The following is a 25,572-nucleotide window of genomic DNA, read 5'->3' on the forward strand; positions in this document are numbered from 1 at the left end:
TCGTCGTCACCGGCGGTTATGAATACCTCTAGTCGTTGCCCGTGGGAGGCTAGTCGTCGACGCGGCGCAGCGCGGCCCGCGGGCACTCGGCGATGGCCTGCTCGGCGTGGGCTTCCCGGTCGGCCGGGACGGGGGCGAGCTTGACCTCTGCCTGCTCGTCATCGTTCAGATCGAACAGGTCGGGGTCGATTCCGACGCAAATCGCGTTGCCCTCGCAACGATCCAGATCTACCTCAACTCGCATGACATTCTCCTGTAAAAGCCCTGCGCCGACCGAGCGTTTCCGGCCGTCGTCATCCACTAGTGTCACCATACGATCCGACAGCTTCCCCACACGAGCCGCTAGGGCCGTTGGACCCCGGGACTAGAACGTGTTACAACGGGCTGTCGAACCAGAATCTTATCGTGACACCGATCACCAGCGAAGGACTCCCCCGATGCAGATCAGCTACACGCCGGCCCAAGAAGAGCTGCGCAGCGAACTGAGGTCCTACTTCACCACGCTGATGACGCCGGAGCGTCGTGAGGCCCTCAGCTCGACCCAGGGCGAGTACGGCACGGGCAACGTTTACCGGGAGACCGTGGCCCAGATGGGCAAGGACGGCTGGCTGACGCTGAGCTGGCCGAAGGAGTACGGCGGCCAGGCGCGTTCGCCGATGGAACAGCTGATCTTCACCGACGAGGCCGCGATCGCCGGCGCCCCGGTGCCGTTCCTGACCATCAACAGCGTCGCCCCGACGATCATGGCGTTCGGCACCGAAGAGCAGAAGAAGTTCTTCCTGCCCAAGATCGCCGCCGGCGAGCTGCACTTCGCGATCGGCTACTCGGAGCCGGGCGCAGGCACCGACCTGGCCTCGCTGCGTACCACCGCGGTCCGTGACGGCGACGACTACGTGATCAACGGCCAGAAGATGTGGACGTCGCTGATCGCCTACGCCGACTACGTGTGGCTGGCGGCCCGGACCAACCCGGAGGCCAAGAAGCACCGCGGGATCTCGATGCTGATCGTGCCGACCACCGCCGAGGGCTTCTCCTGGACCCCGGTGCACACCATGGCCGGCCCGGACACCAGCGCTACCTACTACCAGGACGTGCGGGTGCCGGTGACCAGCCTGGTCGGCGAGGAGCACGCGGGCTGGAAGCTGGTGACCAACCAGCTCAACCACGAGCGCGTTGCCCTGGTCTCGGCGCAGCCGATCCTCCTGGCCCTCGAAGAGGTCCGCGAGTGGGCGCAGAACACCAAGGATGCTCACGGCAACCGGATCATCGACTCGCAGTGGGTGCAGCTCAACCTGGCCCGGGTGCTGGCCAAGGCCGAAGTGCTCAAGCTGATCAACTGGGAGCTGGCCTCCACTGACAAGGCCGCCCCGTCTCCGGCGGACGCCTCGGCGGCGAAGGTGTTCGGCACCGAGCTGGCCACCGAGGCCTACCGCCTGCTCATGGAGGTGCTCGGCACCGCCGCCACGGTGCGCCAGGACTCTCCCGGCGCACTGCTGCGCGGTCGGGTGGAGCGGATGCATCGGGCCTGCCTGATCCTGACCTTCGGCGGCGGCACCAACGAGGTGCAGCGCGACATCATCGGCATGGTCGCCCTGGGCCTGCCCCGGAACCGCTGACCACACACCCAAGGACTTTGGAGGCAAGGACTCATGGACTTCACCACTACCGAAGCATCTGACGACCTTTCGGGTCTGGTCGGCACCATCGTGGACGCGGTGTGCACACCGGAGCGTCAGCGTGAGCTCGACGCGTTGGAGCAGCGCTTCGACACCGAGCTGTGGCGCAAGCTGATCGACGCGGACGTCGTGTCCAGCGCGGCGAGCGAGACGCTGGGCGGCGGCGGGTTCGGCGTGCTGGAGCAGACGGCGATTCTGACCGCTCTCGGCCGCCAGCTAGCCGCGGTGCCCTACCTCGAGTCGGTGGTGCTGGCCGCCGAGACGCTGGCCAAGTTCGGCTCGGCCGAGCTGCAGCAGGCCTGGGGTGCCCCTGCCGCGGCCGGCGAGAAGATCCTCACCATCGCCCTCGACGGCGAGATGGGCGAAGGCCCGGTTCGGGCTGCCGCCGCTGGTGATGGCTTCCGCCTCACCGGTACTCGCACCCAGGTCGGTTTCGCTTCGGTGGCTGACGCGTTCCTGGTGGCTGCCGAAACCGATTCGGGCGCAGCGGTGTTCCTGGTCGCAGCCTCCGACCCCGGCGTGACGGTGACGTCGCTGGCCACCACCGGACGGGGCAGCGTGGGTCACCTGGAGCTCTCCGGGGTCGAGGTGGAGGCCGGCCGCCTGGTCGGTGGCGCCGACGTGCTCGACCACCTGGTCAGCGTGGCGGCCCTGGGCCACAGCGCCTACCAGCTGGGAGTGTTGGAGCGCGGCCTGGCCATGACCGCCGAATACGCCCGCGAGCGTGAGCAGTTCGACAAGCCGATCGGCAGCTTCCAGGCGGTGTCGCAGCGGCTGGCCGACGGCTACATCGACGTCAAGGGCCTGCGCCTGACGCTGACCCAGGCGGCGTGGCGGGTCAGCGAAGGTCTGCCGGCGACCACCCAGGTGGCCACCGCCGCATTCTGGGCGGCCGAGGCCGGCCACCGGGTGGCGCACAGCATCGTTCACATCCACGGCGGAGTCGGTATCGACATCGACCACCCGATCCACCGCTACTTCCTGGCCGCCAAGCAGACCGAGTTCGCGCTTGGCGGCGCCACCGGACAGCTGCTGGCGATCGGCCGCGAACTGGCCGAAACGCCGGCGTAGCGGCGATCGCAAGCGCGACGAAGTCACGCGCCGCGGGTCGCCGCCATGTACCTAGCGGCGATCGCAAGCGCGACGAAGTCACGCGCCGCGGCTTAGCCGCCATGTACCTAGCGGCTAAGCCGGACCGCTCAGCGGTTCAGCGCATCCCCGAACGTCACCTTGAACCCGGGCAGGTCTGTCAGGGCCACGGTCGCGTCATACGTCCGGTCGTATCCGGTGTGGCTGAGCTTCCAGCCGTCGGCGGTACGGCGGTAGGTGTCGTGATAGAAACCTGCCCCGATCAGCATCAGGTTGACGTCGGGAACGATCACCCGGTCCTGCAGGTACCAGATGCCGGTGGCGGTGTCCGGGCCGGTGAGGGTGATCTCGGGATGGTTGACCCGGTGCTCAGTGATGACATTGCCGGGAAGCGAGTTCCGCATGAACTCCACCAACGAGTCACGGTCGGCGAACGTGTGGTTGCTGCCCATCGACTGGCCGTAGGCGGCGGTGACGTCCTCGGCCAGGGTGGCCGCGAAGTCGTCCCAGTGCTTGGTGTCCAATGCCCGCATGTAGCGGTACTTGACCTGCTTGATCTCGTCGATGTCGGCGATATTCTTCAGAGCTGCGATGGCGTCGAAAGCCTGCGAATCAGTCACCGCTCTATTGCATCACTAATCTGATCACCATGTCAGTACCCGCCCAGATCGACCAACAGTCCACCGTCACAGCACTGCTGGCGCAAGTCGCCGAGGTGGACGACCGCGGTGTCTTCTACGAGGACACCTTCGTCAGCTGGCGAGACCACATCGCCGCGGGCGCCCGGCTCGGTGCCGCGTTGCGGGCCCGCCTCGATCCGGACAAACCACCACATGTCGGTGTGCTGCTGGGCAATACGCCGTTCTTCTCCACGATGCTGGTGGCGGCGGCACTGACCGGCATCGTGCCGGTGGGCTTGAACCCCACCCGCCGGGGCGCAGCTCTGGAACGCGACGTGGCCCACGCAGACTGCCAGCTGGTTCTGGCCGACAACACCGCAGACGTCACGCTTCCCGGCATGATCGATGTCGAATCACCCTCGTGGCAATCGGAATTGGCCGGATATGACGGCACACCGGTGAGCTTCCGGGAGGCCGACCCCGACGAGCTGTTCATGCTCATCTTCACCTCGGGCACCAGCGGCGACCCAAAGGCGGTGCGCTGCACGCAGTGGAAGGCGGCGTTCCCGGGGGTGATGCTCTCGCAACGGTTCGGGCTGGGGACCTCCGACGTCTGCTACCTGTCGATGCCGCTGTTTCACTCCAACGCGGTGATGGCGGGCTGGTCGGTAGCGGTGGCCGCCGGTGCATCAGTCGCGTTGCGCCGCAAGTTCTCCGCCTCCGGGTTCATTTCCGACGTGCGCCGCTTCGGCGCCACCTACGCCAATTACGTCGGAAAACCACTGTCGTACGTGCTGGCCACCCCGGCGCAGCCCGACGACGCCGACAACCCGCTGCGACTTCTTTACGGCAACGAGGGCGCACCCCGGGATCTGGAGCGGTTCGCGGCTCGGTTCGGCTGCACCGTGATCGACGCCTTCGGCTCCACCGAGGGCGGGGTGGCGATCGGGCGCACCCCGGACACCCCGGCCGGCGCGCTGGGGCCGCTGATCGACGGGAATACCATCATCGACGTCGAGACCGGCGAAGAGTGCCCGCCTGGGGTGGTCGGCGAGCTGGTGAATGCCAGTGGGCGCGGCCAATTCCGCGGCTACTACCGCGATCCCGAGGCCGAGGCGCAGCGGATGGCCGGCGGGATCTACCACTCCGGCGACCTGGCCTACCGTGACGAGGCCGGCTACGCCTACTTCGCCGGCCGTCTCGGCGACTGGATGCGGGTGGACGGCGAGAACCTGGGTACCGCACCGATCGAGCGGATCCTGCTGCGCCACAACGCCGTCGCCCAGGTCGCGGTGTATCCCATTCCGGACCCCGCGGTGGGTGATCAGGTGATGGCCGCGCTGGTTCTGGCCCGCGGCGCGTCGTTCGACGCCGACGACTTCCGCGCGTTCCTGGCCGAGCAGCCCGATCTGGGCCCCAAGCAGTGGCCGTCGTATGTGCGGGTAGCCGAGGAATTGCCGCGCACCGAGACGTTCAAGGTGCTCAAGCGGGTGTTATCCGCCGAGGCCACCGAGTGCGGCGATCCGGTGTTCCGGATCTCCCGGTAGCAGGCTGTCCTTTCACGAGATGACATCCCAGCCTTGGCTCGGATCGCCGTTGCAGTAGCGGGAGGACACCCATGTCCCCGGCGCCGGACCGCCCAGGACAGTGAGGCAGTACCAGCCGGTGTCGTTCTTGACCTGGCCGTTGGGATCGATGTTCCAGTTCTGGGGCCACAATCCGGCACACGGTCCTAGGTGCGCGAACATACCGCCGGTGGTCGAAGCCACCGCCTGATTGATCAGGCATCCCCCGGGGAAGGCCACGTTCTGCAACTGCCTGCCGTTGAGGTACCACCGCTGGGAGTCCGAACCGTCGCACGGGTTGATCACCACCGCGGCGAAATAGTTCGCGCTGGGGGCGTCCAGACAGAAATCGCCCAGCCGGCTACCCAACCCGACCGGGCCATCGGCGGCCGCCACGCCGGCGATACCCACCGCGACGCACAGCACCGTACCGGCCACAGCAAGGACCCGGCCGACACCGCCTATCACGCGCAACCGATGCATTGTTGGCTCCATCTTCTCGGCCCCGTCCAGCCCCGTCACCCCAGGTGATCAGCAACTCCTACCACCATGGCCGCCGTCGACGAGCCGCAAATGACGAATTGCCCACTCCGGTTCCGGCGGGGCGCGCGGTGTGGCCACCGCCGTTTCGAGCCCCAAGCGCGCAATACTGAATCAATGCCTGCTGCCCGCCGCATGCTCGTCGCAGTCCTGGCCGCCGCCCTGGCCTTACCTCTGGCCCTGGCCTCCCCCGCCTCCGCAGAGTCCCTGCAGGCCAGCTTCGCGCAGCTGGCCAACACCATTCCCGCCAACATCGGCATCGCCTACGCCCCGGCCGGCCAGAACGGAGCGGGCACACTGGGCAGCCTGCAGAACGGGGTGGCGTGGTCGTCGATCAAGGTTCCCCTGGCTATCGCGGCGATCCACGCCAACGTCGCGAACGCCAAAGACCTGGCGGCGCGTGCTGTTACCGCGTCCGACAATGACGCCGCCGAGAAGTTGTGGTCAGAGTTGGGGCCCGCACCGCAGGCAGCCCAGCAGGTTCAGGCTGTCCTGCGGGCAGGCGGCGACGCCGGTACCGCCGTGGAATCCCGACGATTGCGGCCTGAATTCAGCGCGTTCGGTCAGACCCAGTGGCCGCTGGCCCGCCAGGCCGTGTTCGCCGCCCACCTGCCCTGTATGGCAGTTGCCTCACCCGTTGTCAGCTTGATGCGCAACACGGTTCCCGACCAGCGCTGGGGGCTGGCAAGCCTCAACGTCCCCAGCAAGGCGGGGTGGGGTCCTGGTCGGGGCGGGGGCTATCTGGTGCGCCAGTTCGGCGTGGTGCATGCGCCGGCCGGCGACCTCGGGGTGGCGCTGGCCGCCGAACCCAAGGACGGCAGCTTCGAATCCGGGATTGCGGCGCTCAACCAGATGACCCAGTGGCTCAGTGCCCATGCCGCCGAGCTACCGGGTGGCCGCTGCGCGGGGTAGTTTGGCGGCTAACCACGTGTTACCCGCGAGTAGGAGATCACCCATGCCCGCCCCATCCGCCGCAGATTTCGACCGGCTGCGTCAACTGTCCGCCATCGACGACATCGATGCGCGGCAGTCGAAGACCATCGACGAGGTCTTCACCGGTAAGCCGCTGACCACCATTCCGGTCGGCAACGCCGAGGACGTGACGGCGGCATTCGCCAAGGCCCGCGCGGCGCAGCGCACCTGGGCGGCGCGCGGCGTCAAAGAGCGCAGCGCGATCATCGAGCGCTACCGCGATCTGGTGATCGCAAACCGGGACTTCCTGATGGACGTCTGCCAGGCCGAGACCGGCAAGGCGCGGTCGGCGGCCCAGGAGGAGATCCTCGACATCATGCTCAACGCGCGCTACTACGCGCGCCAGGCCACCAAGTTGCTGGCCTCCAAGCGAGTGCCTGGGCTGCTGCCCGGCATCGTCAAGACCGTGATCAACCACCACCCCAAGGGCGTGGTGGGCGTGATCGCGCCGTGGAACTACCCGATGACGTTGTCGATCTCCGATGCCATCCCCGCGCTGCTGGCCGGCAACGCAGTGGTGGTCAAGCCGGACAGCCAGACCCCGTACTGCACGCTGGCCAACGCCGAACTGCTGTATCAGGCCGGTCTGCCGCGCGACTTGTTCGCGGTGGTGCCCGGCCCGGGTTCGGTGGTCGGCACCGCGATCGTGCAGCAATGCGACTACCTGATGTTCACCGGTTCCAGCGCCACCGGCCGCACCCTGGCCGAGCAGTGCGGCTCCCGGCTGATCGGCTTCTCCGCCGAACTGGGCGGCAAGAACCCGATGATCGTCACCAAGGGCGCCAACCTGTCCGAAGTCGCCAAGGCCGCCACCCGCGCCTGTTTCTCCAACGCCGGGCAGTTGTGCATCTCGATCGAGCGGATCTACGTCGAGCGTGACGTCGCCGACGAGTTCGCCACGAAGTTCGCCGAGCAGGTGCGCGCCATGAAACTGTCTAGCAGCTACGACTTCACCGCCGACATGGGCAGCTTGATCTCCGAAGACCAGATCAAGACGATCTCCAACCACGTCGACGACGCGAAGGCCAAGGGCGCCAAGGTTATCGCCGGCGGAAATGCCCGCCCGGACATCGGGCCGCTGTTCTACGAGCCCACGGTGCTGACCGACGTCACCGACGAGATGGAGTGCGGGCGCAACGAGACGTTCGGCCCGGTCGTCTCTATCTACCCCGTCGACAGCGTCGAAGAGGCGATCGCGAAGGCCAACGACACCGAATACGGGTTGAATGCCAGCGTGTGGGCCGCTAGCAAGGCCCAGGGTGAGGCGATCGCCGCGCGCATCAAGTCCGGCACCGTCAACGTCGACGAAGGCTACGCGCTGGCCTTCGGCAGCACCGCCGCGCCGATGGGCGGCATGAAGGCCTCCGGGGTGGGGCGTCGCCACGGCGCCGACGGCATCCTGAAATACACCGAGTCGCAGACGGTCTCGACGGCCCGGGTGCTGAATCTGGACCCGCCGCTGGGGATCTCGGCTCCGGTGTGGCAGAAGTTGCTGACCCCGATGATCCGCATGGTGCAGGCGCTACCGGGCCGGTAGCGCTCAGCGCCGGCCGGTGCGGTTCTTCCCCCGGTCGATATCGCGCTCCAACTCGGCCAGCGCCGGCTCGATCGCATCGGCCATCTTGTGGATGTCCTCGGCGACCTCCGGCGTGGTCACGAAACCGAAGTCGAGGTGGTCGCGGTAGGAGAAGCAGGTGATGTTCAGCGCCACGTCCATGACCGGCGGGCCGAGCGGCACCAGTGACTCCAACTCCGCCCCGGCCATGTAGATCGGAATCGGCGGGCCTGGCACGTTGGAGACGACGAGGTTGATCGGGGCCAGCCGATTCGACAACCCGGTCGCGGTGTAGGCACGGGCGGCCAGCTGCAGCAGCCCGGGCGGGGTGGTATCGGTCAGTCCCATGATCTGGTGCGCCGACAACGCCTTGGCCATCTGCTTGGCGCTCTGGGTGCTGGCGTGAATCGTCTTGAGCCGCTGGGCAGCTCCCTCGATGTCGGTCCCCATCGACACCGTCATCGAACTGACCTTGTTGCCGACCTCGCCCTGACTCTCCTCGGTGCGGGTCGATACCGGGATCTGCGCGACGAGTGGCTTGTCCGGCAACTCCCCGCGCTCACCCAGATACTGCCGAACTGCGCCGGCGACCATGGCGAGCACGACGTCATTGAGCTTTACCCCGTAGGCGTCCTTGACGGCCTTGATCCTGGCCAGCTCGACCCGGGCGGCACTGATCCGCCGGTGCGGCGAGACGCTGGCGTTGAACCGTGTCACCGGGGCGTCGAAGTAGCGCGGTGGTTTGCGGGGAAGTCCCAGTCCCACGGTGGCAATCTGCTGGCGAACGGTCTGCTGCAGCAGTCGGCCGATGCGGTACGGCGTCTTGACCGCGACGTTGACCAATTCCTCGACGACCCGGCGCTCGTAGCTGGGCATCGTGGATCCATTCGCGGACCCGATCGTTTCCGGTAGTGGCGGCCGCGGCTCGGGCGTGATGTCCAGCATGATCTCGAACAGTCCTGCGCCAGAGACACCGTCGACGATGGCGTGATGCATCTTGGTCAGCGTCGCGACCCGCCCGCCGCTGACACCTTCGATCACCCACATCTCCCACAGCGGGCGGGAGCGGTCCAGCTTGTAAGACATCAGCCGGCCCACGAGCTCCTCGACCTCGCGCCGCCCGCCGGGAGCGGGAACGCCGATGCGCCGCAGGTGGAAGTCGATGTCGAGATGCTCGTCTTCGACGAACCACGGCCGGTCCAGCCCCATGGGGGAAGGACTGACCCGCCAGCGCAGCTGCGGCAGTTGCGGTAATCGCTCGATCAGAAGCTGGCGAACCCGCTCAAAGCTGTAGTTCGGCGCATTGGTGGTGTCGCAAATCGCCAACCCACCGATGTGCATGTGCCAGCCCGCCGTTTCGGCAGACCAAAACGCCGCGTCGACGCCCGAAAGTCGCTGCATCGACAGAGACTAGCCCGGGCACCGGTTCACTGGGAGCGGCTCACCGTCAAAAGATTCGGTGAATTAGCTCTCTGCCGCCACATGCTTGGCGTGCACCTCGTCGGCGGGACGGGCTTCGGTCTGCTCCTTGGCCCAGCGGTAGTCGGGTTTGCCGGCCGGGGAACGCTTGACCTCGTCGACGAACCACAGGCTGCGGGGCACCTTGTAGCCGGCGATCTCGGTACGCGCGCAGGCGTTGATCTCCTCCAGCGAAGGCCGTGCGTCGCCGCGCGCCTGCACCACCGCCGCCACATGCTGGCCGTAGCGGGCATCGGGCACCCCGACCACCAGCGCGTCGAAGACGTCGGGGTGGGTCTTGAGGGCGGCCTCGACCTCTTCGGGGTAGATCTTCTCGCCACCGGAGTTGATCGACACCGAGCCGCGGCCCAGCATGGTCACGCTGCCGTCGGCCTCGACCTGCGCGAAGTCGCCGGGGATCGCGTAACGCACGCCGTTGATGGTGCGGAACGTCTCGGCGGTCTTCTTCTCGTCCTTGTAGTAGCCGACCGGGATGTGACCGCGCTTGGCGATGATGCCCCGCACGCCCGAGCCGGGCTGGACCTCGTTGCCGTCGTCGTCGAGCACCACGGTGGTCTTGTCGATGGTGACCCGCGGCCCGCCGGTGTGCGCTTCACCCTTGGCGACGATGCTGGTGCCGCCGAAACCGGTCTCCGAGGATCCGATGGAGTCGGTGATGATCCGGTTGGGCAGCAACTCCAGCAGGCGTTCCTTGATGCTCGGGCTGAACAGCGCCGCGGTGGACGCCAGCAGGAACAGCGACGACAGGTCGTACTCGTTTCCAGCGTCCTGGTGGGCCAACAGCGCGTCCAGCAGCGGGCGCGCCATCGCGTCGCCGGTGAAGAACAACAGGTTGACCTTGTGGTCGTGAATGGTGCGCCACACCGCGTCGGCGTCGAATTCCGGTGCCAGAACCACGGTCTGGCCGCTGAACAACGACATCCAGGTCGCCGACTGGGTGGCGCCGTGGATCATCGGCGGGATCGGGTGGCGGACCATCGGCGGGTTGGCGACGGCCTGCTTGGCCAGGTCGTATTCGTCGGCGATCGGCTCGCCGGTGGCGAAGTCGGTGCCGCCGAACAGCACCCGGTAGATGTCCTCGTGGCGCCACATCACGCCCTTGGGGAAGCCGGTGGTGCCACCGGTGTAGAGCAGGTAGATGTCGTCAGCGCTGCGCGGTCCGAAGTCCCGCTCCGGCGAGCTCTGCGCCAGTGCGGCCTCGAACTCCACGCCGCCGTAGCGCTGGTAGTCCAGATCGCTGCCGTCCTCGACCACCAGGATGGTCTTGACGTTCGGGGTGTCGGGCAGCACGTTGGCGACCCGGTCGGCGTACTGGCGCTCGTGAACCAGAGCGACCATGTCCGAGTTGTCGAACAGGTAGCGCAGTTCGCCCTCGACGTAGCGGAAGTTGACGTTGACCAGGATGGCGCCGGCCTTGATGATGCCGAGCATCGCGACGACGATCTCGTTGCGATTTCGGCAATACAGGCCGACCTTGTCGTCCTTCTTGACGCCCTGGCTGATGAGGTAGTGGGCCAGCCGGTTGGCCTTCTCCTCCAGCTGCCCGTAGGTCAGCTCGTCAGGCCCACAGATCAGGGCAACCCGATCCGGTACGGCGTCGATGGCGTGTTCGGCTAAGTCGGCGATGTTGAGAGCCACAACACACAAACTAGAACGTGTTACATTTCGATTTCAAGTCGAGGTTCCAACCCGGAAAGGCGGACGCCGGTGAGCGAGTCGTCAGAACAGCCCCACGCCCTCGTTGAGCAGCGCGGACACACGCTGATCGTCACCCTGAACCGGCCGGAGTCCCGCAACGCTCTTTCCGGCGAAATGCTCGCGATCATGGTCGAGGCCTGGGACCGCGTCGACAACGACGACGACATCCGCTCGTGCATCTTGACCGGCGCCGGTGGTTATTTCTGCGCGGGCATGGACCTCAAGGCGGCCAACAAGAAGGCGCCGGGCGACTCGTTCAAAGACGGCAGCTACGACCCGTCACGAATCGACGGCTTGCTCAAGGGTCGCCGGCTGACCAAGCCGTTGATCGCCGCGGTGGAAGGCCCGGCCATCGCCGGAGGCACCGAGATCCTGCAGGGCACCGACATCCGCATCGCCGGCGAGAGCGCCAAGTTCGGCATCTCCGAGGCCAAGTGGAGCCTGTACCCGATGGGCGGCTCCGCGGTGCGGCTGGTCCGCCAGATTCCCTACACCATGGCCTGTGACCTGCTGTTCACCGGTCGCCACATCACCGCCGCCGAGGCGCTGGAGATGGGCCTGATCGGGCATGTGGTGCCGGACGGCTCCGCGCTGGACAAGGCGCTGGAGATCGCCGAGCAGATCAACAACAACGGCCCGCTGGCGGTGCAGGCGATGCTGCGCACCATCCACGAGACCGAAGGCCTGCACGAGAACGAGGCCTTCCAGATCGACACCAAGATCGGCATCAAGGTGTTCTTGAGCGAGGACGCCAAGGAAGGACCGCGGGCGTTCGCCGAGAAGCGCAAGCCCGAGTTCAAGAACCGCTGATGCGGATCGCAGTCACCGGCGGCACCGGCTACCTCGGCGCCCACACGGTCAAGACCCTGCTGGAAGCCGGGCACTCGGTGCGGCTACTGGTCGCACCGGGCTGCGGTGACGAGCCGGTCATTCCCCGGCTGCGGGAACTGGGCGCGCTGGAGGTGCTCGACGGCGACATCCGCGACACCGCCGTGGTGGCTGCGCTGTTGGATGGCTGCGACTCGGTGCTGCATGCCGCCGGGGTGGTCGGCACCAACGACCGCCAGGAAAAGTTGATGTGGGACATCAACGCCTACGCCACCGAAGCGATCCTGACCCGCGCCGTGGCCGCCGGCCTGGACCCGGTGGTGTCGGTCAGTTCCTACAGCGCGCTCTTCCCGCCGCCGAACGGGATCATCGGCCCGGACTCGCCCACCGTGCCCGGGCGCAGTGCGTATGCCCGTACCAAGGCCTACGGCGAGCGGGTGGCCCGCCGACTGCAGGACGAGGGCGCTCCGGTCGTGGTCACCTATCCCTCCAGCGTCGTCGGACCGGCGTTTCACACCGCGCCCGGGGTCACCGAGCGAGGCTGGGCGCCGATCGTGAAGTACCGGGTGGCGCCGGTGGTGCGCGGCGGCATGGCGATGGTCGACGTCCGCGACATCGGGTTGGTGCACGAGGCGCTGATGCGTCCCGGACGCGGTCCGCATCGCTATCTGTGCGGTGGCATCATGGTCAGCTTCGACGAGATGATCGCCGCGGTGGAGCAGGGTTTGGGTGCGCCGGTGCGGCGAATCCCTATTGCTCCCAGCCTCTTCAAGGGCATCGGCCGGGTCAGCGACCTGGCCAGCAAGCTGCTGCCGCTGCCCGAGTCGCTGAGCTACGAGGCGGCCTGGCTGCTGACCTCGGCCACCCCGACCGACGACTCGGCCACGCTGGCCGATCTGGGCCTGGCGTGGCGGTCGCCTGTGGACGCGATCGTGGAGTCGCTGCGGGCACCCCTCCCCTCCCCGCCGAACGTGTAATCAGCCCCTCTTTCGCCGAACGTGTAACCACTGCGAAATTCCGGCCGGATTTTCGCAACCAGTGCGCGTTCGGCGTTCGTGTCAGAGGTCGTTGGCAGAATCCCGCCATGGTGACACCGTTCCTGGGCAGCGAAGCCGTGCGGACCGGGCGGCTGACGCCGTACGCCTTGCGGAGCCGATTCACCGCGATCCATCCGGACGTCTACGTCCCGGCCGGACCGGAGCTCACCGCCGTGTCGCGAGCACGCGCCGCATGGCTGTGGTCACGTCGGCGCGCGGTGATCGCCGGCCAATCCGCTGCCGCGCTGCACGGTGCCAAGTGGGTTGACGATCGCGCCCCAGCCGAGTTGCTCTACGACTGCCGGCGCCCGCCCCGGGGTGTCCGGAGCTGGTCGGACCGAGTACAGGCTGATGAAGTGCAGCTGATCGGGGGCTTGCCTGCCACCACGCCGGCCCGCACCGCCTTAGATCTCGCCTGCCGCTATCCGTTCGGGCGGGCCGTCGCGGCCATCGACGCACTCGCCCGCGCAACCCGCCTCACGATGGCCGATGTCGAGGTATTGGCCGAGCGCTACCGCGGCCGCCGAGGGATCCGCCGTGCACGGATGGCGCTGGAACTCGCCGACGGCGGCGCCGAGTCACCCCGCGAAACCTGGTTGCGACTCTTGCTGATTCGGGCAGGATTTCCCCAGCCGCAAACCCAGATTCCGGTCTACGACGAGTACGGCCAGCTTGCTGCCGTCGCGGACATGGGTTGGGAGGACATCAAAGTCGCTGTCGATTACGAAGGTGAGCACCACCGGATCACTCGCGCGGCATTCAACAAGGGCATCAGGCGCCACGAAACCATGGCCCAACTCGGCTGGATCGATATCCGGATCACCGTCGAAGACACCGAAGCCGGGATCATCGGCCGAGTCAGCGATGCCTGGACTCGCCGAACGTGTACTGAGCCCGAGATTTCCGCGGCGAAATATCCGGCCTGATTACACGCTCGGCGAAGACGACTACGTCAGCACCGGTTTGCTCGGGGTGAATACCACCGGCATCGATTCCAGGCCACTAACGAAGTTCGCCGGGCGCAGCGGCAACGCGTCACCGGACGCCAACCGCAGATCCGGCAGCCGCTGCAAGATCCGCTGTGTCATCAGCCGCAATTCCAGCCGGGCCAGCTGGTTGCCCAGGCAGAAGTGCGTGCCGAAGCCGAATGCCACGTGACTGTTGGGGTCTCGGGTGACGTCGAAGTGTTCCGGCTCGTCGAACACCGACTCGTCGAAGTTGGCCGACTCGAACAGCAGCAGCATCTTCTCGCCCTCGCGCAGCTGCGTGCCGTGGAACTCGGTGTCGCGGGTCAGGGTGCGGCACATGTTCTTCACCGGCGAGGTCCACCGCAGCATCTCCTCGATCGCCACCGGCAACCGATCGGGCTCGCGCTGCAGCAACTCCCACTGATCGAGGTGGCGTAACAGCTGCGCCGTGCCACCGGACAGGGTGTGCCGAGTGGTCTCGTCACCGCCGATCAGGATCAACAGCGTCTCGAAGATGATCTCGTCGTCGGTCATCTGTGCGCCGTCAACCTCGGCGTTGACCAGCACGGAGAACAGGTCGTCGGTGGGCTCGGCCCGCCGTTTCGTGATGGTGTTCCTGGTGAATTCGGTCCAGCCGGCGAACGCCGCCATGACCGCCTGAGCCGTCGCCGATTCCGGATCCAGGTGTGAACTCAGCCCAGCCACCAGGTCGTCTGACCACCGCAGCAGCATCGATCGTTCTTCGGGCAGTACGCCGAGCATGTCACCGATCACCGCCATCGGTAGCGGGGCGGCGATGTCACGGACGAAGTCGCATTCACCGCGCTCGCACACCGCATCGATGAGGGTGTCGCACAATGTCTCGATCGACGGCAGCTGGGCGTGCACGCGTTTGCGGGTGAATCCGGCGTTGACCAGCTTGCGACGCAACAGGTGCGCGGGGTCGTCCATGTCGATCATGTACGGGAAGCCCGGTTGATCGGGACGGATGCCGCCGGCATTGGAGAACACCTCGGGCGTGCGTTCGGCGTCGATCACCGCTTGATAGGTCGACGCCGCGGCCAGCCCGTTGCGGTCCCGGAACACCGGCTCGTTGGCCCGCATCCAGCCGTAGGCGCCACGAGCACCCCCGTCGGCGTAGAACGTACCGTCGGTCAGATCGACATCAGGCTTGGTGGCCGGCTTCGCATCGGCCATTACCTCGGTCATTGGCGTCCTCCGGATTACAGTGGGAGTCATGGCTCTTTCACAGCACACCATCGCTGGCACTGTGCTTACCATGCCGGTCCGCATCCGTCATGCGGATGTGCATTCCGCAATGTTTTCGGTGCCCGCGGACGCCGCGCAGGCGATGATCGACTACAGCGGCCTACAGGTCTTCCAGCAGCAGCCGGGACGCGCGGTGGTCAACTTGATGCTGGCCCGCTACATCGACGGCGACCTGGGTAAGTACCTGGAGTTCGGGACCGCGGTGATGGTCAACCCGCCGGGGACCGAGGCCAGCGGCTGGCGGGCATTGGGCTCGGCCGGCGCGTTCATCCACCACCTGCCGGTCGACCAGGAGTTCACCCTCGAGGCCGGACGCACCATCTGGGGATTCCCGAAGATCATGGCGGACTTCACCGTTCGCGACGGCCGGCAGTTGGGTTTCGATGTCGCCGCTGACGGCCAGCACATCGCCACCATGGAATTCGGTCGCGGGCTGCCGGTTCCGGGGCTGTTCACGTCGAAGCCCCGGGTGCTCCAAGCATTCAGCCACCTCGACGGCGTTACCCGCCAAGTGCCTTGGGAGATGCGGATTTCGAAAGTGCGTGGGTCGCTGGGCGGCACCACGCTGCGGCTGGGCACCCACCCGTACGCCCGCGAGCTGGCCGCACTAGGCCTGCCCAGGCGGCCAATGATGTCGTCGACCGTGGGCCGCGTCGAGATGACCTTCGGCGACGCGCAGGTGATCGGCAGCTAACGCTCCACGAACTTCGGCCATTCTCCTCGGTGAATTGACGCCCGCACGACCGGCTGTCAACGTTGATTCACAGCTGACGCAATAGAGGAGTCACGATGTTCGTCGATCCGGCGATGCTGACCGACGGGGCAACCCATTCTCACAGCGCCGCGGACCTCGCCCAGGCGGGCGCGGCGTCGTTGGATCAGACTGCGGTGGCAGCGGGAATCTTCGGCAGTTTCGGCGCAGCCGACGCCTTTCATCAGGCAATTTCGACCCGCCATAGCGACCACGTCACCACCCTCAACGATCAGCGCCGGGTCTTGGCCGATGTCGCCGACAAGGCACATCACGCCCGGCGGGCATTTGTCGGTATGGATCAGCACAACGCGGCCGAACTTCGTGCGGTGCGGTGCAACTCCGCTACATAAGCCTGCCGCTGCTCATCGATGCCGCCGGCGGTGACCCGTGGCAGGCCAACAACACCCTGCGAAGTGGTAACCCGGCCGCTGTCGATGAGCTCGCGCAGGCATTCCACAACGCCGGCGCGTGTACCGCCGCGTCCAGCGCGGCGTTCGCCCAAGCCCGCCAACGCTTCCAGACGGCTTGGAACCGGGAGAACGGCGAGCACCCGATCAACGACTCACGCGAAGTACAACGCGCCACCGACACCTTGCACCTGCAACAAACCCAACTCACCGCGATCGGCACCGACCTGGAAATGATCGCAGCCGCGCTGGCCGAGGCACAGAAGTCCGCGGCCGCGAAGATCAACGCGCTGGAGATCCAGCTTCAAGACATCGACAACCGCATCGGCATGTACCGGGAAGCCCACCTCGACACCGCCGAATTGGAACAGGTGGCCATCGACGACACCGCCGGCATCTTGCATCAGATCGAAAAGCTCCGCGACGACTACGCCGGAATACTTCAGATTTCGACAACCAAGCTGCTCTCCCACGGCTACGACCGGGCACCGCTGGGTGGCCCCCTCAGTCCCGCCCCGAGCGCGCCGGGCGACCAGTCCGCGTTCGAGGAGCTGTTGCGCGCCAACGACCAAGCGGTGCTCGATGCCATGGCCCGGGTCCGGGCCGCCCAAAAAGCCGTCGACGACGCCACGGCCAAGGCTTACCAGCAGGGTGCCGGCAGCGACGCGGCCCAGGAGGCGATGACGCGGCTGCCGGCCTTGAAGAAGAACCTCGCCGATGCCCTCGATGACCTGGGCAAGATCCCCGACTACTCGACCATCGATCCCGCCTCGGTGCACCTTGGTCCCGACGGCGCCGTGTCATTCGCCTACACCCTCGAGGGCCAGAAGATGGTGGTGACCGGCACCCTGAAAAACGGCAGCGGCGAGATCTACGACCAAGGCGCCGGCGCCGGCAGTGGCGCCTACTTCAGCTATCAGGACGGCAAGCTGGCCGCCTCCCGGTTCCTTGACCCGGGCCGCGTCACCCCCGACGACGCGCTGCTGCAGAACGTCATCTTCACCGCGGTGGGCGCCGGGCCCGCGGTCACCGCAGGCAAGGCCGGCGTCGAAGCCGGCTGGCAAGGCATGCGGTCCCTGCTCGCCCGCGAAGCCCTCGAAACCAGCGGCGGTAGCGCTGCCGGCCTGAGCGCCGACAACGTGCTGCCGCGCGCGATCACCCAGGCCGAAATCCGTGCGCAGGCCGCCGTCGACGATCTCGCCATCCACCACCCCGGCGTGCACGCTCCGGTCACCACCAGTGGCGATCACATTCCACCCGCCGCTACCGCCGAACACAGCCCAGCGCCCATCCACGAACACCCGCTGCCGGACGCCGGTCCGCACGTTCCTCATCCACTTCCGTCCGAACCGATGACATCGTGGCCGGCGTTCACCTTGGAAAGCCCGCTCGATCACATGAGCCCGGAGCTTCGGGTCTTGTCCGAACAGCACCTCACCGGCAGCGGTGAAACCGTCCTCGGACCATTTCGGCCAATCAGCGGCCCGTCCTACATTGACGTCGCACGGGCACACGGCGCCAGCTACTTCGACATAGGGCAAGAAGCATGGAACGCAGCGACCGAAACGGAGCGACTCGCCGCAAACCAGCACGTACTTGATGCCGCCATCGCCAATCGCGATAGAATTACGTTGTCAGTCCCATTTCGCATGATCCGGCAAGACAGCTACACTGGCGCCGAGATCAGGTATCTCGAATCTCACGGATATGTGCGCAGCGGTAATACCTTGATTCGACCAGGCCTAGGGAGCGGGTAAAATGACGCGGTTACTCGAATTATTCCTAAAGCACCTTCAAGCGCTGTATCTGGATCCCAAATACCGAATCACCAACTCCATGACCACCGGCTCTCCTGCCGAGAATGCGTCGTTACGGATGACTGGTGACACAACCAGCTGGCAGCTAATTAACGATAGAGGGCAGGTCTACGTAGCGGTCGCCCCAACCCGCCTTGATACCGCAGAAAATTGGTTTAGACTCACGACGATTCGACAGTATCTGGACGGCGTGGAAGAGCGCAGCACGCTACTCACTGATGAGCTTGCAACTTGGCTGAGTCACAATAAGGAACGAGTGGAAGCACTGTTCGTTGATGCACGCGTAGAACCTTCTTGCAAAGCCCTAATCGGCTTGGAAGAAATGAAGGCTACGGAGCTATTCGGACCGCCTTAAAGGAAAACCACGACAGACTTTGCGCGCCTCACGGCAACGTGGATTGAATGGGCACCAAGGGCAACCCTCGCTGACGTGGCAGTGTCGGTGACCTGCGACGATTGTGAGCTCTTGTTCACGTCCAATGACTATTCGGTACATGTGTACCGGGACGGCCGCTGGTGGTTGATCGATACCGCCAATGACCGTCGACAGCGGTCACGCGGAGTAGCCAAGTTTCGTTTAACCTGGCAGAGAAGTACCTGATCGTGCGTTGGATATCCACGGCGTGCCCCAGGCTTGCCTCCAGAGCACTGGGCGCCGGGCTGTACAAGATGGGGTTCAGCAGTGAGGTCACGGTAGCGCCGACCGAAAACCAATAGAGAACAGAGATCAAATCGCCTGCCGGGAGTGCGATTCTAGGACAGCCTTACAGCACCATCTTCAGTCATGTGATGTCGAGATCTGTTGACGAGATCGAACAGATGGGCAGAGCAGAGCTTCTGCGATAAAGGCGACCGCGTCGGCCAGCGGCGTAGAGGAACCACCCCTAAATCTTGGCGTCCCGCCCCTCCCAATACGGGTCGCGCAGCTTGCGCTTGTACAGCTTGCCGTTGGGATCACGCGGCATCTCCGCGATGTAGTCAATCGACTTGGGCAGCTTGAACTTTGCCAGCCGTGCCGCCGCGTACTCCATCAGCTCGGCGGTCAGCGCGTCATCTCCGGTCACGCCCTCGGCCGGCTGGACGACGGCCTTGATCGCCTCGCCCCATTCCTCGTCGGGCACCCCGAACACCGCGACGTCGAGCACCTTCGGGTGGATGATCAGCTCGTTCTCGATCTCGGCCGGGTAGACGTTGACCCCGCCGGAGATGATCATGTTGGTCTTGCGGTCCTGCAGATACAGATAGCCGTCCTCATCCAAATAGCCGACGTCGCCGACGGTGAACAGGTCACCGGCACGGTTCTCCTCGGTCTTCTTCTGGTCGTTGTGGTAGGCGAAGGTGGAGCCGCCCATCTGCATGTAGACGGTGCCGACCTCGCCGGACGGCAGCTCGTTGCCTTCGTCGTCGAGCACCTTGACCACCGAATACGGCCAGGCCTTGCCCACCGAACCCGGGTGGGTCAGCCACTCGGCGCCGCTGATCTTGGTGCCGCCGCCCTCGGTGGCGGCGTAGTACTCGGTGATCACCGGACCCCACCAGTCCAGCATCTGACGCTTGACCTCGGGCGGGCATGGTGCCGCGCCGTGGATCATGTTGCGCAGCGAGGACATGTCGTAGCGCTCGCGCACCTCGGCGGGCAGCGCCAACAGCCGACGGAACTGGGTGGGCACCATGTGGCTGTGGGTGACCTTGTGCTCGGCGATCAGCGCCAGCATCTCTTCGGGGTCCCACTTGTCCATCAGCACCACCTTGTGGCCCAGCTGGATGGAGATCGACGAGAAGTTCAGCACCGCAGTGTGATACAGCGGCGAGCCACAGATGTGTACGTGGTTGTCGAACGGCAACAGGTCATAGAGCGCGAAGAAGCCGGCCGAGGCAACCGGAACCGCATCCGGGTCGGCGCCGGTCAGCGGACGCTTGACGCCCTTGGGCTTGCCGGTGGTGCCGGAGGTGTAGAGCATCGCGGCGCCCATGGTGCGGACGTCGGGCCGAGTCGCCGGCTCGTCGGCGCCCAAGGTGGACAGCGGGGCGAACCCCTCGATGTCGCCGACAGCGAAGCGCCCCTGCGCGGGCAGGCCGGCCTCGTCCGCGGCGATCTTGGACGCCTCGGCGAACCGCTCGTGGGCGACAACAACTTTCGCACCGCTGTCGGAGAGGATGTAGCCGATCTCCGGACCGGTGAGGTGCCAGTTGATGGCCACGATGTAGAGCCCGGTCTGCATGGCGGCGAAGTACACCGCGAGCGTGTCGACGATGTTCGGCAGCACCATCACCAGCACGTCGCCAGGCTCCAGGCCCATCGCCTGCAGGCCGCGGCCGTAGCGGTCGGCACGGGCGGCCAGCTCCCCGTAGGTCAGCTGACCACCGTGGACGTCGACCACGGCGACGGCGTCGGGGGTGTCACGGGCAATGTTCCACAGGCCGGCTTCACTCATTCGGCCAATCTAGAACGCGTTCTAGTCTGCCCGCAAGGTGGGAACGGCGCCGCACGCCGAACCGTACTAAACCAGCGAGGCCAGCTGCTGAATCTGCTCGGTGCTGCGTCCAGTGACCACCATCATGGTGACGCCGGCGGCCTCCCAGACCTTGATCTGCTTACGGACGTAGTCGACGTCGCCCACGATCGCGGCGTCGTCCACCAGCTCGTCAGGGATGATCTCGCCGGCCTTGTCCTTTTGCCCACTGCGGAACAACTTGGTCACGTCGTCGACGACCTCGCCGTAGCCCATCCGGCGGTAGACCTCGGCGTGGAAGTTGGTGTCCTCCGAGCCCATGCCGCCCATGTAAAGCGCCAGGTAGGGCTTCATCGCCGCGAACGCCGCGGCACGGTCCTCGGTGATGACGATGTTGGCCGTCGCGCAGATCTCGAAGGTTTCCCGGGTACGCCGCGCGCCCGGTCGGGCGAAGCCCTCGTCGAGCCACTCGTTGTACATGTCGGCCAGCCGCGGCGCGTAGAAGATCGGCAGCCAGCCGTCGGCGATCTCGGCGGCCATCGCGATGTTCTTCGGGCCTTCGGCGCCCAGCATCACCGGGATGTCGGCCCGACGCGGGTGGGTGATCGGCTTGAGTGCCTTGCCCAGCCCGGTGCTGCCCTCGCCGCTGATCGGCAGCGGGTAGTGCGGGCCGGCGCTGGTCACCGGGGCCTCGCGAGCCCACACCTGGCGCAGGATGTCGATGTACTCGCGGGTGCGCGCCAGCGGCTTACCGAAGCGCTGGCCGTACCAGCCCTCCACCACCTGCGGACCGGACACGCCCAAGCCCAGGATGTGGCGGCCACCGGAGAGGTGGTCCAAGGTCAAGGCAGCCATCGCACAGGCGGTCGGGGTACGTGCCGACAGCTGAACCACCGAGGTGCCCAACCGAACCCGTGATGTCGACGAGCCCCACCAGGCCAGCGGCGTGTAGGCATCGGAGCCCCACGCCTCGGCGGTGAAGACCGCGTCAAAGCCGGCGTCCTCGGCTGCGCCCACCAGTTCGGCGTGGTTGGTCGGCGGCTGCGCGCCCCAATATCCGAGTTGCAGTCCCAGCTTCATCCTTGGCTCCTCGATTGCCTGCTTGCCACCATTGTTAGAACCTGTTCTACTCGATGCCGTGACTGCCAGCCAAAGCAACCGCGCGCAGATCGATGAGCATGAGCCACCCCTCTCTGCGCCGCTGAAGTTGTCCTTCGACTACACACGTTCAGTCGGCCCCGTTCTGGGCGCGTTCTTCACCGCTCTGCGTGAGCGCCGCATCGTCGGCGTACGTGGCTCCGACGGTCGGGTGTACGTGCCGCCGGCCGAGTATGACCCGGTCAGCTACGAACCGCTCACCGAGATCGTACCGGTGAGCAGCGTCGGCACCGTGGTCTCGTGGTCCTGGCAGCCGGCCCCGTTGGAAGGCCAACCGCTGGACACCCCGTTCGCCTGGGCGCTGATCAAGCTCGACGGCGCCGACGTGCCGCTGCTGCACGCGGTGGCGGCCGAGAGCGCCAAGGACATCAGTGTCGGCACCCGGGTGCACGCGCACTGGGCCGACGAGACCGTCGGCGCGATCACCGACATCGCCTACTTCGCGATCGGTGAGGACGCCGAACCGGTGGCCGACACCCCCGATGAGCGCGACCCGGTGACCATGGTGGTGATCCCGTCCAGCCTGGAGATCCAGCACACCGCCTCGCTGCCGGAGAGCGCCTATCTGCGCGCCTTGCAGGAAGGCAAGTTGCTCGGGGCGCGCACCGGCACCGACGGCAAGCTGTACTTCCCGCCCAAGGAGGCCGACCCGGCCACCGGTCTGCCGCTGGACAACTTCGTCGAGCTGCCGGACAAGGGCACCGTGACGACCTTCGCCATCATCAACATCCCGTTCGCCGGGCAGCGCATCAAACCGCCCTATGTGGCCGCCTATGTGTTGCTCGACGGCGCCGATATCCCCTTCCTGCACCTTGTTTCGGACATCGACGCCCACGAGGTACGGATGGGCATGCGCGTCGAGGCGGTGTGGAAGCCCCGCGAGGAGTGGGGCCTGGGCATCGACAACATCGAGTACTTCCGGCCTACCGGCGAACCGGACGCCGACTACGACACCTACAAGCACCACCTGTGAGGGGCAGCATGACGCAACGCGATGTCGCGGTGGTGGGCTTCGCCCACGCCCCGCACGTTCGCCGCACCGACGGCACCACCAACGGCGTCGAGATGTTGATGCCGTGTTTCGCTCAGTTGTACTCCGAGCTGGGAATCGCTCAGACCGACATCGGCTTCTGGTGCTCCGGTTCATCGGATTACCTTGCCGGACGCGCTTTCTCGTTCATCTCGGCGATCGACTCGATCGGCGCGGTTCCGCCGATCAACGAGTCGCATGTGGAGATGGACGGCGCGTGGGCACTGTATGAGGCCTACATCAAGGTGTTGACCGGCGAGGTCGACACCGCGCTGGCCTACGGCTTCGGCAAGTCCTCGGCCGGCCAACTGCGCCGGATCCTGGCCCTGCAGACCGACCCCTATACCGTTGCGCCGCTGTGGCCGGACTCGGTCTCGATCGCAGCTCTGCAGGCCCGGCTTGGCCTGGACGGCGGCCAATGGACCGCCGAGCAGATGGCGCGGGTGGCACTGGATTCGTTCGCGGTCGCCGACCGGGTGGATTCGGTGGAGCCGTCGGCCAACCTCGACGACTTGCTGGGGCGCCCGTTCTTCGCCGACCCGCTGCGCCGCCACGACATCGCACCGATCACCGATGGCGCTGCCGCGATCGTCCTGGCCGCCGGCGACAAGGCCCGTGAACTGTGCGAAAACCCGGCCTGGATAACCGGTTTCGAGCACCGCATCGAGTCACCGGTGCTGGGAAGCCGGGACCTGACCCGGTCGCCGTCGACCACCGCCTCGGCGCGCGCGGCGAGCGGCGACGACATGCCCGCGGTGGACGTCGCCGAGATCCACGCGCCGTTCACCCATCAGCACCTGATCCTGACCGAGGCGATGCGGTTGCCGTCGAAGACGAAGGTGAACCTGTCCGGTGGGGCCTTGGCGGCCAACCCGATGTTCGTCGCCGGACTGGAGCGCATCGGCTTCGCCGCGCAGCACATTTTCAACCGTTCGGCCGGCCGCGTGCTGGCGCATGCCACCAGCGGCCCGGCGCTGCAACAGAACCTGGTCGCGGTGATGGAAGGACGCAACTGATGGGCCAACTCGCTGCGGTGCTGGGCACCGGGCAGACCAAGTACGTCGCCAAGCGCCAGGACGTCTCGATGAACGGCCTGGTGCGTGAGGCCATCGACCGTGCGCTGGCCGATTCAGGCTCGACGTTCGACGACATCGACGCGGTGGTGGTCGGTAAGGCACCGGACTTCTTCGAGGGCGTGATGATGCCCGAGTTGTTCATGGCTGATGCTGTTGGCGCCACCGGCAAGCCGCTGATCCGGGTGCACACCGCCGGTTCGGTGGGCGGGTCGACCGCGGTCGTGGCGGCCAGCCTGGTCAAGTCCGGCAAGTACCGGCGCGTGCTGACCATGGCCTGGGAGAAGCAGTCGGAGTCCAACGCCATGTGGGCACTGAGCATCCCGGTACCGTTCACCAAGCCGGTCGGGGCCGGCGCCGGCGGCTACTTCGCCCCACACGTGCGCGCATACATTCGCCGCTCCGGCGCGCCGACACATATCGGCGCGATGGTCGCGGTCAAGGACCGGCTCAACGGTGCCCGCAACCCACTGGCGCACCTGCATCAACCGGACATCACCCTCGAGAAGGTGATGGCATCCCAGATGCTGTGGGATCCCATCCGTTTCGATGAGACCTGCCCGTCATCCGACGGTGCCGCTGCAATGGTGATCGGCGACGAACAGATCGCTGACGCGCGGATCGCCGAAGGGCATCCGGTGGCCTGGATCCACGCCACCGCGCTGCGCACCGAGCCACTGGCTTACTCCGGTCGCGATCAGGTCAATCCGCAGGCCGGCCGGGACGCTGCAGCCGCACTGTGGAAGGAAGCCGGTATCACCAGCCCGATCGACGAGATCGACTGCGCCGAGGTGTATGTGCCGTTCTCCTGGTTCGAGCCGATGTGGCTGGAGAATCTGGGGTTCGCTCCCGAAGGCGAAGGCTGGAAGCTCACCGAGGCCGGCGAGACCGCGATCGATGGCAAGATCCCGTTCAACGCCTCCGGAGGGGTGCTGTCGTCCAACCCGATCGGCGCCTCGGGCATGATCCGGTTCGCCGAGTCGGCGATCCAGGTGATGGGCAAGGCCGGCGACCACCAGGTTCCGAACGCCCGCAAGGCGCTGGGCCACGCCTACGGTGGCGGCTCGCAGTACTACTCGATGTGGGTGGTCTCCTCTGACAAGCCAGCCGACAAACCCGCCAAGTGAGAGGCACACCCGCATGAATGCAGATCACCCCGCCCACCTCGCCGGCAAGCGCTCCCGTGACGCGGTAGCAGCCCGCGACAAGGACGCCTGGCTGGCAAACTTCGCCGACGACGCGATCGTGCAAGACCCGATCGGACCGTCGCACTTCGACCCCGAGGGCAAGGGCCACCGCGGCCGTGACGCGATCTCGAAGTTCTGGGACAACGCGATCGCCAGCACCGACAAGATCGAATTCAACTTCTCCGACACCTTCCAGTGCGGTGACGAGGAAGCCAACACGGGAAACATCACCATCACCATGGGTGGCCACCAGATCGTCACCGAGGGTGTATTCACCTACCGGGCCAACGAAAAGGGTGAACTGGTGGCGCTGCGCGCCTACTGGGAGCTGGACCGCGCAGCCAAGACGGCCCGCAAGCTCTAGGCGCGGCAGCGTCCGTCGTCGAGATTTAATCTC

24 protein-coding genes are annotated in these 25,572 nt (G+C 66.3%); 16 read left to right on the plus strand and 8 right to left on the minus strand.

Features of this window, described 5'->3' with window-relative positions:
* Nucleotides 1-49: 49 nt before the first annotated feature.
* Nucleotides 50-244 (minus strand): ferredoxin, encoded by a 195-nt coding sequence (locus MJO54_RS20550; RefSeq protein ID WP_024442226.1) that lies wholly within the window; start codon nucleotides 242-244, stop codon nucleotides 50-52.
* Between the two features lie 193 nt (nucleotides 245-437).
* Between MJO54_RS20550 and MJO54_RS20555 the strand changes: the two genes are divergently transcribed.
* Together MJO54_RS20555 and MJO54_RS20560 are read left to right on the plus strand one after the other, a co-directional pair.
* The gene (locus MJO54_RS20555; RefSeq protein ID WP_046286804.1) at nucleotides 438-1,616 is read left to right on the plus strand and encodes an acyl-CoA dehydrogenase family protein; all 1,179 of its coding nucleotides are present in this window, start codon (nucleotides 438-440) and stop codon (nucleotides 1,614-1,616) included.
* 33 nt (nucleotides 1,617-1,649) lie between these two features.
* Nucleotides 1,650-2,747 carry an acyl-CoA dehydrogenase family protein gene (locus tag MJO54_RS20560; protein ID WP_046286805.1) on the plus strand — a complete coding sequence of 366 codons (1,098 nt, stop codon included), beginning with the start codon at nucleotides 1,650-1,652 and terminating at the stop codon, nucleotides 2,745-2,747.
* Between the two features lie 128 nt (nucleotides 2,748-2,875).
* Here the strand turns inward: MJO54_RS20560 and MJO54_RS20565 are convergent, their stop codons facing one another.
* Entirely contained in the window at nucleotides 2,876-3,340 is a 465-nt protein-coding gene (locus MJO54_RS20565; protein ID WP_046286807.1) for a nuclear transport factor 2 family protein, read from the minus strand.
* A 74-nt stretch (nucleotides 3,341-3,414) separates the two neighbouring features.
* Between MJO54_RS20565 and fadD17 the strand changes: the two genes are divergently transcribed.
* Nucleotides 3,415-4,932, plus strand: a complete 1,518-nt coding sequence (gene fadD17 / locus MJO54_RS20570; protein ID WP_105295677.1) for a long-chain-fatty-acid--CoA ligase FadD17 — start codon at nucleotides 3,415-3,417, stop codon at nucleotides 4,930-4,932.
* Between the two features lie 12 nt (nucleotides 4,933-4,944).
* Here the strand turns inward: fadD17 and MJO54_RS20575 are convergent, their stop codons facing one another.
* Complete coding sequence (locus tag MJO54_RS20575; RefSeq protein ID WP_240175395.1) at nucleotides 4,945-5,433, minus strand: Rv1419 family lectin; 489 nt, start codon at nucleotides 5,431-5,433, stop codon at nucleotides 4,945-4,947.
* Nucleotides 5,434-5,670: 237 nt separating this feature from the next.
* Between MJO54_RS20575 and MJO54_RS20580 the strand changes: the two genes are divergently transcribed.
* Complete coding sequence (locus MJO54_RS20580; protein WP_046283419.1) at nucleotides 5,671-6,402, plus strand: hypothetical protein; 732 nt, start codon at nucleotides 5,671-5,673, stop codon at nucleotides 6,400-6,402.
* A gap of 43 nt (nucleotides 6,403-6,445) precedes the next feature.
* Nucleotides 6,446-7,999, plus strand: coding sequence for a succinic semialdehyde dehydrogenase (locus tag MJO54_RS20585; RefSeq protein WP_046283376.1), 1,554 nt, complete (start codon nucleotides 6,446-6,448; stop codon nucleotides 7,997-7,999).
* Nucleotides 8,000-8,002: 3 nt separating this feature from the next.
* On the opposite strand, the gene MJO54_RS20590 is transcribed toward MJO54_RS20585, so the two are convergent.
* Together MJO54_RS20590 and MJO54_RS20595 are read right to left on the minus strand one after the other, a co-directional pair.
* The gene (locus MJO54_RS20590; RefSeq protein WP_046283377.1) at nucleotides 8,003-9,418 is read right to left on the minus strand and encodes a WS/DGAT/MGAT family O-acyltransferase; all 1,416 of its coding nucleotides are present in this window, start codon (nucleotides 9,416-9,418) and stop codon (nucleotides 8,003-8,005) included.
* A 63-nt stretch (nucleotides 9,419-9,481) separates the two neighbouring features.
* A complete protein-coding gene (locus tag MJO54_RS20595) occupies nucleotides 9,482-11,134 on the minus strand; it encodes a medium/long-chain-fatty-acid--CoA/3-oxocholest-4-en-26-oate--CoA ligase (RefSeq protein ID WP_046283378.1) in 1,653 nt (550 codons plus the stop codon).
* 69 nt (nucleotides 11,135-11,203) lie between these two features.
* Between MJO54_RS20595 and MJO54_RS20600 the strand changes: the two genes are divergently transcribed.
* The 3 genes from MJO54_RS20600 (at nucleotide 11,204) to MJO54_RS20610 (ending at nucleotide 13,985) form a co-directional block, all read left to right on the plus strand.
* On the plus strand, nucleotides 11,204-12,004 hold the full coding sequence (locus MJO54_RS20600; RefSeq protein ID WP_046283379.1) for a crotonase/enoyl-CoA hydratase family protein: 801 nt from the start codon (nucleotides 11,204-11,206) through the stop codon (nucleotides 12,002-12,004).
* Nucleotides 12,004-12,999 carry an NAD-dependent epimerase/dehydratase family protein gene (locus MJO54_RS20605; RefSeq protein WP_064889689.1) on the plus strand — a complete coding sequence of 332 codons (996 nt, stop codon included), beginning with the start codon at nucleotides 12,004-12,006 and terminating at the stop codon, nucleotides 12,997-12,999. The genes MJO54_RS20600 and MJO54_RS20605 overlap by 1 nt, the downstream gene beginning before the upstream one ends.
* Before the next feature lie 107 nt (nucleotides 13,000-13,106).
* Complete coding sequence (locus MJO54_RS20610) at nucleotides 13,107-13,985, plus strand: type IV toxin-antitoxin system AbiEi family antitoxin (RefSeq protein ID WP_240175396.1); 879 nt, start codon at nucleotides 13,107-13,109, stop codon at nucleotides 13,983-13,985.
* Nucleotides 13,986-14,006: 21 nt separating this feature from the next.
* On the opposite strand, the gene MJO54_RS20615 is transcribed toward MJO54_RS20610, so the two are convergent.
* The gene (locus MJO54_RS20615; protein WP_105295670.1) at nucleotides 14,007-15,236 is read right to left on the minus strand and encodes a cytochrome P450; all 1,230 of its coding nucleotides are present in this window, start codon (nucleotides 15,234-15,236) and stop codon (nucleotides 14,007-14,009) included.
* A 28-nt stretch (nucleotides 15,237-15,264) separates the two neighbouring features.
* On the opposite strand from MJO54_RS20615, the gene MJO54_RS20620 reads away from it, so the two are divergent.
* From MJO54_RS20620 to MJO54_RS20635, 4 genes are all read left to right on the plus strand, one after another.
* Complete coding sequence (locus MJO54_RS20620; protein ID WP_064889683.1) at nucleotides 15,265-15,990, plus strand: acetoacetate decarboxylase family protein; 726 nt, start codon at nucleotides 15,265-15,267, stop codon at nucleotides 15,988-15,990.
* 95 nt (nucleotides 15,991-16,085) lie between these two features.
* On the plus strand, nucleotides 16,086-16,400 hold the full coding sequence (locus MJO54_RS20625) for a DUF2563 family protein (protein ID WP_064889681.1): 315 nt from the start codon (nucleotides 16,086-16,088) through the stop codon (nucleotides 16,398-16,400).
* Nucleotides 16,382-18,214: a putative alpha/beta hydrolase gene (locus tag MJO54_RS20630; protein ID WP_240175397.1), complete on the plus strand. Its 1,833-nt coding sequence runs from the start codon at nucleotides 16,382-16,384 to the stop codon at nucleotides 18,212-18,214. Before MJO54_RS20625 ends, MJO54_RS20630 begins: the two co-directional genes overlap by 19 nt.
* 1 nt (nucleotide 18,215) lies before the next feature.
* Nucleotides 18,216-18,629: a hypothetical protein gene (locus MJO54_RS20635; RefSeq protein ID WP_082957398.1), complete on the plus strand. Its 414-nt coding sequence runs from the start codon at nucleotides 18,216-18,218 to the stop codon at nucleotides 18,627-18,629.
* A 529-nt stretch (nucleotides 18,630-19,158) separates the two neighbouring features.
* Here MJO54_RS20635 and MJO54_RS20640 read toward each other — a convergent pair.
* The gene (locus MJO54_RS20640; RefSeq protein WP_064889675.1) at nucleotides 19,159-20,709 is read right to left on the minus strand and encodes an acyl-CoA synthetase; all 1,551 of its coding nucleotides are present in this window, start codon (nucleotides 20,707-20,709) and stop codon (nucleotides 19,159-19,161) included.
* Between the two features lie 66 nt (nucleotides 20,710-20,775).
* The gene (locus MJO54_RS20645; protein WP_046283388.1) at nucleotides 20,776-21,807 is read right to left on the minus strand and encodes an LLM class F420-dependent oxidoreductase; all 1,032 of its coding nucleotides are present in this window, start codon (nucleotides 21,805-21,807) and stop codon (nucleotides 20,776-20,778) included.
* Nucleotides 21,808-21,865: 58 nt separating this feature from the next.
* Between MJO54_RS20645 and MJO54_RS20650 the strand changes: the two genes are divergently transcribed.
* The 4 genes from MJO54_RS20650 to MJO54_RS20665 are packed head-to-tail and all read left to right on the plus strand — an operon-like array spanning nucleotide 21,866 to nucleotide 25,539.
* On the plus strand, nucleotides 21,866-22,858 hold the full coding sequence (locus tag MJO54_RS20650) for a Zn-ribbon domain-containing OB-fold protein (protein ID WP_064889290.1): 993 nt from the start codon (nucleotides 21,866-21,868) through the stop codon (nucleotides 22,856-22,858).
* Between the two features lie 8 nt (nucleotides 22,859-22,866).
* Complete coding sequence (locus tag MJO54_RS20655; protein WP_064889291.1) at nucleotides 22,867-23,931, plus strand: thiolase family protein; 1,065 nt, start codon at nucleotides 22,867-22,869, stop codon at nucleotides 23,929-23,931.
* Entirely contained in the window at nucleotides 23,931-25,115 is a 1,185-nt protein-coding gene (locus MJO54_RS20660; RefSeq protein ID WP_046283391.1) for a thiolase family protein, read from the plus strand. Before MJO54_RS20655 ends, MJO54_RS20660 begins: the two co-directional genes overlap by 1 nt.
* Nucleotides 25,116-25,128: 13 nt before the next feature.
* The gene (locus MJO54_RS20665; RefSeq protein ID WP_046283392.1) at nucleotides 25,129-25,539 is read left to right on the plus strand and encodes a nuclear transport factor 2 family protein; all 411 of its coding nucleotides are present in this window, start codon (nucleotides 25,129-25,131) and stop codon (nucleotides 25,537-25,539) included.
* Nucleotides 25,540-25,572: the final 33 nt, after the last annotated feature.

It is taken from the genome of Mycolicibacter virginiensis (assembly GCF_022374935.2).
Lineage (GTDB): Bacteria > Actinomycetota > Actinomycetes > Mycobacteriales > Mycobacteriaceae > Mycobacterium > Mycobacterium virginiense.